This window comes from Sporolactobacillus vineae DSM 21990 = SL153, from assembly GCF_000377985.1.
Lineage (GTDB): Bacteria > Bacillota > Bacilli > Bacillales > Sporolactobacillaceae > Sporolactobacillus > Sporolactobacillus vineae.
This window is the reverse complement of the sequence record NZ_KB899066.1, coordinates 1-11,806: the sequence shown is the minus strand read 5'-3', so window position 1 is coordinate 11,806 and position 11,806 is coordinate 1. Positions and strand designations below refer to the sequence as shown.

Below are 11,806 nucleotides of genomic sequence, written 5' to 3'. Positions count from 1 at the left end.
ACCCGGAGTTGCTCGGGTTTTCCTAACCGCTTCATTTGTCGGAGTATTGCCGAAGCCTGATTAGGCATCATCCCGATATAATCCGGCTGGCGCCGGCCTTCCGGAGCGACCGCCATGGCAATCTTATCCTTAGAAACATCCAAACCGACGTAAATTATGTTATGATTCATTATGCTAGCTCCCTTCGCGTTGTGGCTCTGTTTGAAGTCCTTGATGCATTTTTATTGTACTTCAATCAACCCACGTTGCTGCGATAGTGGGGCTAGTTTCGTTCATTATAACTTTTGCCTGATTAGGAGCAACTCTCCGATTCTGACATCAAGGATCATTATTAAAGCATCCTTTTGAACGGCGATCTCCCATTACAGGGTCTTGCTCATTTTTACCACATCAATGTTAATCCCACTCGGCTTATGAACAATCTCTTGGCCATAAACACAGTAGCCAACAGACTGATAGAGATGCAGATTACGACCAACACTCTGACGCACTCTGCAGCGTATTTCATGTTTACCGTTTTCAAGAGCCACACTTTCAAGTTCCTGCAGAATCTTTTTGGCAATCCCCTTGCCCTGTTCCTCTGGAGTGACGGACAAGCGAAAAAAGTACAGATGATCCTCTTTCAAAAGATACCTGATCATCCCGACTGGTCCGTCTCCTTCACTGGCAATCAGTGCCTGCTCGCCTTCTGACATAGCGGTCTGAATTGAAGCTTCAGTTTCCTGCATCGCACTCGATGGTGCAGCTGAATTCTGATACTCAGCAAACGCCCGGCGCATTAGGCTGCGAATGAGCGCGGCATCTGAACCTGCTGCAACTCGATAATCAATCAAAGACATGGAACGTTACCACCAAATTCATAATATTTTTTTGAACACATAACTGACTTTATCAAAGTCCATCTTCTCCTGATAGAAACGATGTGCTTCTTTTCTTTGCAGTCCGCTCGACAGCGCAACGGTTTCAAGATGATGATCCGCAGCCCAGTTCTGTACGAACTCCAGCAGTTTCCTCCCATATCCTTTCGATCTTTCCGCTTCATCAGTAACAAGATCGCAGACCCAGACGAACTTTCCATAGTACAAAGTGGTCATCGGCATAAACCCGGTCACTGAAACAATTCGCCCGTTAGCAACCAGAGCGAACAAATGATATTCCTCCGTTCGGCTGGCTTCCGCAACGAATTCCAGATATGCTGTTTCATCCAGGCGAACACGAAGCTGGTGCATCACCGGGTAGGCACTCAGCCACTCCTCCTTGTTTCTTAATTCTTTAATCGTCTCCATCTGACTCAGCACCTTTCTTTTTCTTTGATTGTATGCGATAACTGGTTCAGGTAACAGAGTCAGATTCAGCTAAGTCATAGGTACCAGATAGAGAATGGAGAGGATGAAATTGGTTCTGCCGTTGATTCATCCTGATGACAGCCGGCCGCTTTACGTTCAATTGTATACGTTCTTTATTAAGGAAATCCGTTCAGGCCGAATGCCTTACGGGACCCGTCTGCCCTCCAAAAGAGTTCTTTCCAGACTTTTGGGCATCAGCCTGAACACCGTCGATTATGCCTATCAGCAGCTGCTCGCTGAGGGCTATATAGAAAGCCGCCCTCGAAAGGGCATGTTCGTCATTTACCAGGATGAACACATGAACAAAGTCCGTGTTAATGATCCGGTGGCAAATGAAGCGGAGCATCAGAGCAGAGAAAAGATCGTGATCGATTTCAGTCACGGACAAGTAGACCGTGAACACTTTCCTTTCCAACTGATCCGAAAGTATTACCGGCAGATCTTTTCTCCGGAAGGTTCAATCTATTTTCAAAATGGTCCTTCTCAAGGATCCCTTCCTCTTCGAGCGGAAATTGCCCGTTATCTCTATCAGTCCAGAGCAGTATCCTGCACACCGGAACAAATCGTGATCGGTGCCGGAACACAACTTCTGCTCGGACAGCTGCTCAGCCTTCAGCCGGACCACATGCCCTTTGCCATGGAGAATCCGGGTTTTCATCGGGTCCGCGAGCTGGTCAAACAAAGTAATTTAGAACTCGCCGACATTCCAGTTGAACCGGACGGTCTGGATGAATACGGCCAACGAATTGTACCAGCCATGCCATCTTTTTTACCACCGAATGCCAAACATTTTACCAGCGATTGCCAAAGTGCTTACCACATGAAAAATCCTCTATTCTACACAGATAGAATAGAGGAATTGAGAAAATAAGATCAATTAAAAGGGATCTTGTCCAAGTTCGGCTTCAAGGAGAAGCTTTTCGCTTTTCAGTTGTTTAATCTCTTGTTTAAGCCGGTCAATTTCATCCAGCAGTCGGTCTATTTTCGTTTGTGGATCAATACCCATTTCATGAGCGGTTCCTTTGCACTGCAGCCATGCATTGAAACGATACATCCACGCTTCATCCATGATCCCTTCCGTATCCGATTGGACGGCTGGATCTTCTTTCAGCCATTGGTCAACCTCTTCTCTTTCGACTTTCACCATATAGTGATGAATCAAGCGAAAGGCTTCGTCGGCATCGAGTCTGCTCATCTGTTACTCTCCCTGTTTTCTTATTTTGTTATGGGGGACAATCATTCGACCGATGATGGGGCATTCTTTAAGCCGTGGCGTTCACGCATCGAAACGGCACCATCGATGAAAATACGGTAGGAATCGTGGACAATGCGATCCAGAATTGCTTCGGCGAGTGTCTCATTGCCGAGCTTCTGATGCCATCCCCGTGGATCAATTTGCGAGCAGAAGATCGTCGAGGCCGTCTTGTGCCGTGCTTCAGTAATTTCCAGAAGCGTTGACACTTCTTCTGTCGATAAATCAGTGAGGAGCCACTCATCCAGAATAAGCAGATCCGCTTTCGTATATTTTTTAATCAGCTTGCGATAGCTGCCGTTGGCAGCCATCTTGGCAAGGGCTAATTCATCCAGAAGCTCCGGCAGACGCCGGTAGACAACTTTGAAGAACTGCCGGCAGGCGGCAACACCGAAGGCGCAAGCGAGAAATGATTTCCCGGAACCCGTCGGACCCATTAGAATGACATTATGGTGATTCTGAATATAGTTGCCACAGGATAACTTAAGAATCAAAGCTTTATCCAGCTTGCGATCCTCGTAATACTCAATGTCTTCAACTGAGGCATGGGCATAGATCAATGACGCTGCGTTGATCAGCCGTTCCAGTTTGTTGCTTCGGCGTCGCGAATATTCGCAATCGACGAGTAGGGAGAAACGATCTTCGAAACTCAATTTTTGGAAATCGGTCTGGCCGGCCTGTTCCTGATAGGTTTCAGCCATCCCCTTGAGCTTCATTTCATACAGCTTCGTTAACGTTTGTTCGTTCATTGCTCGTCTTTCCCTCCGTAATAGGAAGCGCCGCGAGTAAAGCCATAGGAGTCATTGTTACTTTCGTTTTGGCGCTTTCGCTCTTGTTCGGCGTCGCTTTTTTTATGATTCTTCAAAATGGTTTGCAGGATTTTGACCGTCGGTCGTTCAGTGATTGAAAAGGCGGTTTTACAAGCTCGTTCGATTTCGTATTTGGAGTAACGACGTTCCAATTTCTTGAATGAAAAAATAACTTGGAGGGCTTGTTTCTCCGTCTGATAAGTCGCCAAAATGTAGCGAACGAGGCGAACTGCGGCTGAACCAATCCCTTCGGCCCAGTCCTGGGCGGTTTCCGGAGTCTGATCCACATACAATCGGTGATGCTCAGGCATATGATCGCGAAGAGTAGATAACTGGCCAAACTTTCCGTATAATCGTGGATGAGAGGCAATACGCATATGGTTGAAGAAAATTTCAACGAAATCGTCCGATAATTTTACTTCAATCTGTTGGTTGATGTACTCGTAGGGGACAGAGTAAAACATGCTTTCTACCGAGATGTGATAATCTGGACGGACTCTCACCGTTTTCCATTCAGACATCTTATAGGGTGGGTAAGGAAGGGGAGAAAGGGCAAATTTCTCCTCTTCTTCGAATGCCAAAAATCGGCTGCCTTTTTTGCGTGTACAAGGACGCTTGTTGAATTCCTCCAACTTCTCCCAAACGGCCTGGTTCAACTCGTCAAGGCTGAAACACAGTGTATTTCTTAAAGCAGCCAGAATCCAGGTGGACAAGATCCCAACGGAGCCTTCAACATTGGCTTTGTCGTGAGGTGTCCGGACGCGTGCCGGCATCACGACAGTGTGATAATAGTCTGCCATTTCTTTATAAACCGGATTTAAAACCAGTTCCCTGGCTGTGTGTCGGGTGACTCCGGTCTTTAAATTATCCGGAACCACAATCTGCGTTACCCCACCAAAATACTCATAAGCATGACGATGAGCTGTAATCCAGGACCGCAGGTTCATGGAAAACGTTGCTTCGGCATAGGATAGCTGACTGCACGGCAAGGTCGCAATGAAGAGATAAGCCTTAATCTTTTCTCCGGTATCCCTATCAACCACAGAGGCCGTGGATCCGGCCCAATCTACTTCCATGATTTCACCTGGTTTTCGGCGAATGCGCAGGGTCGCTTTATACTTTTCCGCATAGCGACTGTAATGCCTTACAAAACTTCGATAGGAATATGGGATCTTGTGATTGAGACGGCATTCAGCTTCGTATTCATGATGCAAAAGTGAGAGTGTAACGTTGGGCTTAGCCAGTTCTTCATGGATAAGTTCAAAGTTCAGTGGCTGTCGTCCTAATGCCTCCAGTGCTTTCTCTGGATAGAGAAATTTCTCAATCCACTGATCAGTCATGTCGTCCTCCAGGGGACAGACCAGACCTTTTTTCTTAGCCCTTTGGATGATTTCTGTGACCTTCTGCCGAGAATTCCCCGTACTTGAGGCAATGCCTCGTAGACTAACGCCCTCCTCATGAAGTTCCAGTACCTTTCGATAGTAAAGCAAAAAAACACCTCCTAAAAAATGAATTTGGCACACCTGCGGTGTGCTCATTCATTATACAGGAGGGATTGAGTGGTAAATAGGGTTGTCATTAATTGGTACATTCTCTGGCATTCGGTGGTAAAAAAGATGGCAGAGGTGGTACATTCCATTGGCCGTAATCACTGGACGTTGATTCCATTCAATCGATGGATCAGGGCATTGTCTACGTCACTCCGTCGCATCAATTTCCACTCGGGATGATTTTGCCTGTTTCCAAACGGATGAAGCTGATCCAATGGGCGGATACCAATGCCAATCGATACATCATCGAAGACGATTACGACGGCGAGTTCCGCTATATCGGCAAACCGATTCCTTCACTTCAAGGGCTTGATCAGGGGAAAAAGGTGATCTATCTCGGCACGTTCTCCAAATTGTTCATCCCATCGCTTCGGATCAGTTATATGGTGCTGCCCCCTTCCCTGGTTGCCCCATACCAGCAGAAATTCCGACTGATCAAACAAACTGCGTCAACATTGAATCAGCAGCTCATTTTTCGGTTTATGGAAAACGGTGACTGGCAGCATCATTTAAACAGGATGCGAACGCTGTACAAACAAAAGCACCAGATCCTTGTACAGGAACTTTCGCGGCACTTTAAAGGACAGGGAAAGATTATTGGGGAGAAATCCGGACTCCATCTGATTATCGAAATGAATAATGGAATGAGCGAGCAGGAACTGATTGAGTCTGCAAGGGCCAATGGCATCAAGGTCTATCCGACATCGATTTACTATGCGGCGAACCGCACTCCTGAGCATCCGCAGATCCTCCTCGGCTACGGCGGCTTGACAGAAAATGAGATCCGGGAAGGAATAAAACAACTGGCCCACGCATGGAGATAAGATGACAAGGCTAATCTGGATTACCCTGGAAGTAAACGCTCCAGTTTAACAGTTTGTAATTTAAATCCTGAAAAATCATCTTCGTACTCGTCAATCAGTCGGAATCCATGCCGTTTATAGAAAGATTCACCGATGGTATTCCCTTTCTCGACGTCTACAGTGATTCTTGAAATCCCGTTTAATTTCTGAAGTGTTTCTTCTAACAAAGCACTCCCTGCTCCCTTTCTTTGCTTATCGGGGAGAACATAGATTGCTGCAAGTTCTGCATGCTTTTCTTGAACAAATGAATTGCCAAATCCAATGATCTGACTATCTTCCTGAGCAACAAGAAACAGGGATCCATTGATTCTCTCTTTTAGCCGCTGAGTTGAGTAAGCTATACTTAGAAATTTTTGTTGCACATTTATCGAGATAAGCAGCCTATAAGTCTCCTGCCAAGTAATCTGAGCAATGGTTTGAATCTGACCGATATCGTTGAATCCCGCCTCGCGGATTACCATTTTCTCCAACATCACCTTTCTCCATGTGCGGCTGAAGAGGGTCCGGATTCAAAAATTAGTTATCATAGACTCTGGATAAGTAATCTGACAGTGCCTCTTTAATTTTCCCGTGCTTTTCCGGGTTGAATTGTTTCTCCTCATCGAACCAATTTGAGGCATCGTACAGCCAGACCGGCATTTTCCTCCGCGTTTCATTCTCCCACTCATACCTGGGAAATATATGCGCATGCAAAAATGCATCGGTGTTCCCCAATATGTCGTAATTGACCCGAACCGGATGGCACACATGAATGATTGCGTCACCAATCCGGCTCATATCGGTTAAAAACTGAGCGCGCTCAGAGATGCTTAAGTCATTAAGTGATGGCACTTCTTTCTTCGGAAGCAGCACACAATAACCGGGCAGAAATTGTGTATCACCGATGACCGCGTAACCGCTTTTCAACTCAGCTAGAACCATCGGATTTGTTCCTTGTTTAGCTGACAGAATTCTGTTTTCTTTCCAATTCATATGTATAACCCCCAAATTCTGATATTCCTATAGCCCATGTCAGACTTCTGACAATACGTAAATTCAGATAAAAATAAAGATAGCCAAGAAGAAGGATAAATCATCTTTTAATACGACACCATATTCGCGTGATCTCTTAAGATCTGATCCTGATCAATCGCTCCGGTCGCGCCCCAGTTATACATTGGGTCGATTTTCCCTGAGACAGTCCCCTGAAGCAAGAAGGTGCCGAACGTCGTCGGCTGTATTGAGTTATAATGACCGACCTTGTGATCGTGGAAGAAGACGTCCTTGTTATTCCGAACTGATAAATAAAATTTCAGATCATCGCGATACATGAACGGATCCATCAGTGAATAGTCTGATTTTCCCCAGAACGTCAGGACCTTTTGAACCGGCTTCGTCTGCGGCGCATTATTTACTGCTTGAACCGCCTTTCTGGAGTAGGTGGTTGTGCTTTCAATCGCGTAGTTATGGTTGAAGTTCACGTAGATCCGAATCGACACGCCTTTGAAGTTCGGATTATTGCCGACCGCATGCAGCAGCGGAAGATTGGATTCGGCCATATATCTATGTAATTTCCAGGAAGGCTGTTTGTAATAGTCGCGTCCTTTTCCTTCATATTCGTAAAATTCAAGATACCCTTCTGAGATATTGACCCCAACCAGATCTGGATTGATTTTTTGCGAAGCCGTTAACAGTTGATTTGGATTCGCGCTGCTGCTGACAACGGATTGCGGCGTATTCGCATCATTTTTTTGCTTTTTCGTGATGTGCGTCGGTGTGTTCATCTTTTCTTTCTTCGGTTGAGCCGGAGATGCTGAACATCCATCAAGGATCAGGACAATAGCTATGAGTAGAAGCAGCAACTTTTTCTTCAATTTTCCTGGTCATCCCCATTAAAATTTTTTCTATTTTCCTCTAACATCGGTTGCCGCAAAATAGGTTCCGATCCGTTCGCAGATTTCCAGCTTAGGATAATCATTCATCCACTTATGATCCTGCAGGGGAAAAGTGAGTATTAATTGAGTGATCATCCACGCGGATCGTGACATCAACTTGATCCGTATGCTGTTCCAAATTGACCTTGCCTAATCCAAATTTTTTCAGCGCTGCTTCGGTCGCTGCTCTTTTAAATCCCAGCGCTTCACTCGTCACGATGTATGTGTGGATGAATCGATCGAGAGCTTCTGCAGTACCGGATTCCTTGTCATAAATCAGGTAAATGTTTTTCAATTGACTGGGGGAAACCGGATCAAATTCTCCCTGAAACATAATACTCGGATACCTAACGCTTAATATGCCGCCCCCGTTCAGTTTCTCTACAATCGATACAGCCCTCTGGTCTGCTGAACGTGCAGACTCATATTTTGAATAAAAAGACTTGTAGCTGATCAGCCAGGGTTTGTAAACCACACCGACACCGACGACATTTTCTAAGTAATTTGCTTTCCTTGCAACAACGTTAAATGCATTGTTCTAATAATTGACTGGAACTTTTAGCGTAAATCGCCCGTTTTGATCTGCTTCAGTGCCAGGTTTATCTGTTGCGTCCGGCGGTAAACGATAGAAGATCGTACTCTTTGGTGCTGCCTTTCCGTGAATCGTCAGTATGCTTTTGGCATGTCTGAGAGTATAAGGATCCTTCTGATCGATCTTTAAGGGAACTGCCTTTTTGACCATTGTCAGGGAATTTCGTGGTGAAAACTGATATGATTTGGACGAGCCGCTGTCCGTATATGAACAGCCGGAAGCAGTCATGATAGACAATGCAATGATGCCAATAGCTACGTTTTTATTCTTCATGAGAACCTGCTCACCTGCCTGAATTATGAATTCGGAAACATAACCAAACGGACTATTAATAGATTTACTTTATCATTTGATTGGCTAATATGGTGATAATGTCTCTTAATTTATTTTTATTCGCACGCTCATCTTGTAGAGAGGCCTTGTAATTTATTCTATTATACCTGAACGTGATCGCTCCTTTGCTTGAATAGTGGCCATTCACGCCTTTTCTCAATCTTATATTATTTTCAGAGGGATTTTCGTAAGTTCCATTGTAGTTATTTGCCGTAATGGACAGGATTTGCCTTGCATCAGAGGAAAACGCGGTGAAGCTCACGTCAACTTGTTTCCCGTCATGTTTGACATCCTGGATTTCTATATCACTGTACCCGCGGGACTTAAAAGGAATTTTCGGAAGCGTCATATCCCATGGCAGAGCTCTTAAAGCAATCGTCGCAGATTTTGCTGTGTATTTGACGGGTAACTTATTACTGTCACTTAATGTTTGCCCAATTGATTTGTCCTTCTGTAATATAGAGGTATCTAAGCTGCCTCCGTTTCTGTTTGATTGACACCCAGTCAGGACGGCTAAGCATACAAGCAATAAAAACAGCGTTTTCAATTTTTTCATCCTAATCGTCTCTGCCCTTGCACCCTGAATGAAGAGGGGGCAATAAAGTTATCTTGAAAAGTACTTATCTCTGAAACATGGCAGGTGTTACTAATGGATAAGTTTATTGAAGATGGGATTCAGAAAGCACTCAAATTAGTGGAAAATGGACAGGAAAAAGCAGGACTTCAATTGTTTGAGAAGTTGAGCAATCAGTACCCGGACCAAGGCTCAGTCTGGCTTAGCTATGGTCTTTCTCTCGATAAGCTGGCGAAAGAAGACAGCGCAATCCCCAAATATCTAAAAGCACTGGCACTGGGCTTGCACTGTGAAGAAGAACGGACGGCACTTATTTGTCTGGCATCCTCCTACCGCAATACAAAACAGTACGAATTAGCCATGGCAGCGATTAAAGAGGCGCTGATTAAGTATCCAAAAGATATTGCAGTAAAGTGTTTTTACAGTCTTATTTTATTGGATAATGATCAAGCTAAGCAAGCGGTAAAAATACTTGGTCAGACATTAATTAACAAACTGGATGCTGCTTCATTTGGCGGATTTCACGGTGCACTGCGCGATAAGTTCAATCATCTTTGATCGTTGTATCAATATTATGGGCGACGTTAGCAGATTTCGATAAAAGAATGACACACAAGCTTAATCATCCTGAACCATCTGATACATCAACACATCATCTGCATAATGGCCTTGGGAGAATTTGATTTCATTAACTTTTCGTCCCTCCTCAACAAAACCCATTTTCTTATAGAGATGAATAGCTGCCTGATTGATTGAAAAAACGCCCAATGCCACTTTTTCGATCAAATTATTTTTCTTTGCCCAATCCAGCATCTTGACGATTAACGCTTGACCAATCCCTTTTCCTCTATATTCTGCAAGTACACCAATGCCGAATGATCCCACATGCTGGAGGTGATGTTTACTTGATGACTGAACAAACAGGAAACCGGCGGGCAGCCCATTTGCGAGTGCAATCCAAGTATTCTCCCGACCGCTGCTGGATAGCGACTCCATCCTATTGCCAAAATCGGCTTCGCTCATATAAAACTCAGCGGGATCAGTAAGCAGGTATACCTTCTCATTAATGATTGACTGATATATCCTGAAAAGATCACTTTCATATTCATTCGAGTAGTTAATGATATCAATTGTACTCATCGGCATATTTTCCCTTTTCAGAAAATTTTCGTGTGACCAAGAATCTTCAATCTCTTTTTGATCGAAGCATAGATACAAGCATTTGTTTCGTTTTGGCATTTGTCTCTTGTGCAACAACATCGAGTAATTTTTGTGTGCTAGTCACCTTTTGAACATGAATTGTATGTAACAATCGTATGAATTCTTTTCGGCCAATACTCTTTTCAAGCTGATTCAGAATCAACGGGCCTTTATCATAGAGCACGGTATGTGCTTTTTCATCATTTCTGCTTAGCCCTATGATTGGTGGTAAACCCTTCGCCAATTTAGTACATTCAATTATTCTTTCAAGGAATATCTGCTGTCCGAATTTTTGGCGTAAAGCCATTAGCGCTGAATATTCTGCAAAAGATTCATTCAGCCAGTCTTCCCAGCTTGTGGTTGGTGCTTCATGCCACCATAAGTGAGCCAGTTCGTGGGCAATAAACCGAAAATAATCCGCCTCATTGCGTTCTTCATCAGGAGTGACAACGATCAGATCGGAACGGCAATAGCCGCCACCATTAGTTCTCGGAGCAATAACGACGGAAAATACTCTTGATTGAATTTTTCCAAATGCCTCATAACTGGAAAGAACTGATTCAACACAAGAGCAGATAACTTCGACTTCATGACGATACTCATCCTGTGTGTAATAGACTTTCACTTCAGCATTTTGGTAATCAATATTACAGAGGCGAAACTGATCAGAGGCAATGATTGGGCAGTCGATCTGAGGGATCGTTTGATGAGCCTCAAAGATACCTTCTTCAGATCGTTTAGCGTTAATCACTTGATAAGCTGAATCCAAATGAATGATGACATCAAACGTAGCCGGAACAAAACTCTTGAGCAGCGGATACCACGGGGCATATAAGCCGATTTCAATCCACTCTTTAGTGATCCGGTTCACTTCATACTTTGAAGTTACATGAATACAGCCCTCATAATCAAAAACAAGCGTTAAGGGTTTGCCAGTTTTCCGATGGTCCTTTAAAGTTATGGTTATCGACTTTGCATCAGTAATAAAAGGACTCCAGTGATCCACTGTATCTCCTATCTGATACTCGATACTTGATGTGGATGTGATTGATTCGATCCGCAAATCTTTGTAGATCGAAAAGTTCAGGATTGACGGGCAATCGACCGGTTTGTATTTGTCAATTTAAAAATCCCCCATTTAGTCATTTAAAAATCCCCCACTAATATTTGGTAAATAGGAGGGATATGTTAATTGCCAGATCAGAATGGAGGTTCTCCAGTTTGTTTCTGCTCTAATTGAGTGATCTTATAGTTTAGCTCTTCTATTTCTTGTTTCATTTGAACCCATTCTGTCAAAAGACGGTTAACCTGTTCCTGCAGGCTGATTCCTGGTTCCAGAGCGGTGCCTTTGAACCGTCGCCAGTCATTAAAGCG

General features: G+C 44.2%; 16 protein-coding genes. 3 read left to right on the top strand and 13 right to left on the bottom strand.

The features are described 5' to 3' along the window. Positions 1 to 362: 362 nt before the first annotated feature. Together D889_RS0114120 and D889_RS0114115 are read right to left on the bottom strand one after the other, a co-directional pair. The gene (locus D889_RS0114120; RefSeq protein ID WP_010632825.1) at positions 363 to 839 is read right to left on the bottom strand and encodes a GNAT family N-acetyltransferase; all 477 of its coding nucleotides are present in this window, start codon (positions 837 to 839) and stop codon (positions 363 to 365) included. Positions 840 to 857: 18 nt separating this feature from the next. Beyond that, positions 858 to 1,286: a GNAT family N-acetyltransferase gene (locus tag D889_RS0114115; protein WP_010632826.1), complete on the bottom strand. Its 429-nt coding sequence runs from the start codon at positions 1,284 to 1,286 to the stop codon at positions 858 to 860. Between the two features lie 103 nt (positions 1,287 to 1,389). Between D889_RS0114115 and D889_RS0114110 the strand changes: the two genes are divergently transcribed. Continuing rightward, entirely contained in the window at positions 1,390 to 2,217 is an 828-nt protein-coding gene (locus tag D889_RS0114110; RefSeq protein WP_010632827.1) for an aminotransferase class I/II-fold pyridoxal phosphate-dependent enzyme, read from the top strand. A gap of 6 nt (positions 2,218 to 2,223) precedes the next feature. Here D889_RS0114110 and D889_RS0114105 read toward each other — a convergent pair whose 3' ends face one another. The 3 genes from D889_RS0114105 to istA are packed head-to-tail and all read right to left on the bottom strand — an operon-like array spanning position 2,224 to position 4,897. Further along, complete coding sequence (locus D889_RS0114105; RefSeq protein ID WP_010632828.1) at positions 2,224 to 2,541, bottom strand: hypothetical protein; 318 nt, start codon at positions 2,539 to 2,541, stop codon at positions 2,224 to 2,226. 41 nt (positions 2,542 to 2,582) lie between these two features. Beyond that, positions 2,583 to 3,347, bottom strand: coding sequence for an IS21-like element helper ATPase IstB (gene istB, locus D889_RS0114100; protein ID WP_010632829.1), 765 nt, complete (start codon positions 3,345 to 3,347; stop codon positions 2,583 to 2,585). Continuing rightward, a complete protein-coding gene (gene istA, locus D889_RS0114095) occupies positions 3,344 to 4,897 on the bottom strand; it encodes an IS21 family transposase (RefSeq protein WP_010632830.1) in 1,554 nt (517 codons plus the stop codon). Before istA ends, istB begins: the two co-directional genes overlap by 4 nt. Before the next feature lie 185 nt (positions 4,898 to 5,082). Between istA and D889_RS15210 the strand changes: the two genes are divergently transcribed. Beyond that, positions 5,083 to 5,781: an aminotransferase-like domain-containing protein gene (locus tag D889_RS15210; RefSeq protein ID WP_010632831.1), complete on the top strand. Its 699-nt coding sequence runs from the start codon at positions 5,083 to 5,085 to the stop codon at positions 5,779 to 5,781. Positions 5,782 to 5,801: 20 nt separating this feature from the next. Here D889_RS15210 and D889_RS0114085 read toward each other — a convergent pair whose 3' ends face one another. The 6 genes from D889_RS0114085 to D889_RS0114060 all read right to left on the bottom strand — a co-directional run bounded on the left by D889_RS0114085 (position 5,802) and on the right by D889_RS0114060 (position 9,214). Then, positions 5,802 to 6,293 (bottom strand): GNAT family N-acetyltransferase, encoded by a 492-nt coding sequence (locus D889_RS0114085; RefSeq protein ID WP_010632832.1) that lies wholly within the window; start codon positions 6,291 to 6,293, stop codon positions 5,802 to 5,804. 43 nt (positions 6,294 to 6,336) lie between these two features. Beyond that, the gene (locus tag D889_RS0114080) at positions 6,337 to 6,792 is read right to left on the bottom strand and encodes an HIT family protein (RefSeq protein ID WP_010632833.1); all 456 of its coding nucleotides are present in this window, start codon (positions 6,790 to 6,792) and stop codon (positions 6,337 to 6,339) included. A gap of 107 nt (positions 6,793 to 6,899) precedes the next feature. After that, on the bottom strand, positions 6,900 to 7,673 hold the full coding sequence (locus D889_RS0114075; protein WP_010632834.1) for a hypothetical protein: 774 nt from the start codon (positions 7,671 to 7,673) through the stop codon (positions 6,900 to 6,902). 112 nt (positions 7,674 to 7,785) lie between these two features. Then, on the bottom strand, positions 7,786 to 8,067 hold the full coding sequence (locus D889_RS0114070; RefSeq protein WP_010632835.1) for a hypothetical protein: 282 nt from the start codon (positions 8,065 to 8,067) through the stop codon (positions 7,786 to 7,788). A 204-nt stretch (positions 8,068 to 8,271) separates the two neighbouring features. Then, complete coding sequence (locus D889_RS0114065) at positions 8,272 to 8,598, bottom strand: hypothetical protein (protein WP_010632836.1); 327 nt, start codon at positions 8,596 to 8,598, stop codon at positions 8,272 to 8,274. Between the two features lie 64 nt (positions 8,599 to 8,662). Beyond that, entirely contained in the window at positions 8,663 to 9,214 is a 552-nt protein-coding gene (locus D889_RS0114060) for a hypothetical protein (RefSeq protein WP_010632837.1), read from the bottom strand. Positions 9,215 to 9,307: 93 nt separating this feature from the next. Here D889_RS0114060 and D889_RS0114055 point away from each other — a divergent pair, with 93 nt between their 5' ends. After that, positions 9,308 to 9,790, top strand: coding sequence for a tetratricopeptide repeat protein (locus tag D889_RS0114055; protein ID WP_010632838.1), 483 nt, complete (start codon positions 9,308 to 9,310; stop codon positions 9,788 to 9,790). 60 nt (positions 9,791 to 9,850) lie between these two features. Here the strand turns inward: D889_RS0114055 and D889_RS0114050 are convergent, their stop codons facing one another. Both D889_RS0114050 and D889_RS0114045 read right to left on the bottom strand, forming a co-directional pair. Then, positions 9,851 to 10,372, bottom strand: coding sequence for a GNAT family N-acetyltransferase (locus D889_RS0114050; RefSeq protein ID WP_010632839.1), 522 nt, complete (start codon positions 10,370 to 10,372; stop codon positions 9,851 to 9,853). Between the two features lie 46 nt (positions 10,373 to 10,418). After that, positions 10,419 to 11,438: a M1 family aminopeptidase gene (locus D889_RS0114045; RefSeq protein ID WP_018962433.1), complete on the bottom strand. Its 1,020-nt coding sequence runs from the start codon at positions 11,436 to 11,438 to the stop codon at positions 10,419 to 10,421. Positions 11,439 to 11,806: the final 368 nt, after the last annotated feature.

What these genes read in the sequence shown, in the direction of transcription:
- D889_RS0114055 (WP_010632838.1), top strand. Translation starts at nt 9,308, where the DNA reads ATGGATAAGTTTATTGAAGATGGGATTCAGAAAGCACTCAAATTAGTG.
- D889_RS0114065 (WP_010632836.1), bottom strand. Translation starts at nt 8,598, where the DNA reads ATGAAGAATAAAAACGTAGCTATTGGCATCATTGCATTGTCTATCATG.
- D889_RS0114070 (WP_010632835.1), bottom strand. Translation starts at nt 8,067, where the DNA reads ATGTTTCAGGGAGAATTTGATCCGGTTTCCCCCAGTCAATTGAAAAAC.
- D889_RS0114105 (WP_010632828.1), bottom strand. Translation starts at nt 2,541, where the DNA reads ATGAGCAGACTCGATGCCGACGAAGCCTTTCGCTTGATTCATCACTAT.
- D889_RS0114060 (WP_010632837.1), bottom strand. Translation starts at nt 9,214, where the DNA reads ATGAAAAAATTGAAAACGCTGTTTTTATTGCTTGTATGCTTAGCCGTC.
- D889_RS0114115 (WP_010632826.1), bottom strand. Translation starts at nt 1,286, where the DNA reads ATGGAGACGATTAAAGAATTAAGAAACAAGGAGGAGTGGCTGAGTGCC.
- istB (WP_010632829.1), bottom strand. Translation starts at nt 3,347, where the DNA reads ATGAACGAACAAACGTTAACGAAGCTGTATGAAATGAAGCTCAAGGGG.
- D889_RS0114080 (WP_010632833.1), bottom strand. Translation starts at nt 6,792, where the DNA reads ATGAATTGGAAAGAAAACAGAATTCTGTCAGCTAAACAAGGAACAAAT.
- D889_RS0114085 (WP_010632832.1), bottom strand. Translation starts at nt 6,293, where the DNA reads ATGTTGGAGAAAATGGTAATCCGCGAGGCGGGATTCAACGATATCGGT.
- D889_RS0114120 (WP_010632825.1), bottom strand. Translation starts at nt 839, where the DNA reads ATGTCTTTGATTGATTATCGAGTTGCAGCAGGTTCAGATGCCGCGCTC.
- D889_RS0114050 (WP_010632839.1), bottom strand. Translation starts at nt 10,372, where the DNA reads ATGAGTACAATTGATATCATTAACTACTCGAATGAATATGAAAGTGAT.
- D889_RS15210 (WP_010632831.1), top strand. Translation starts at nt 5,083, where the DNA reads ATGGATCAGGGCATTGTCTACGTCACTCCGTCGCATCAATTTCCACTC.
- D889_RS0114110 (WP_010632827.1), top strand. Translation starts at nt 1,390, where the DNA reads ATGAAATTGGTTCTGCCGTTGATTCATCCTGATGACAGCCGGCCGCTT.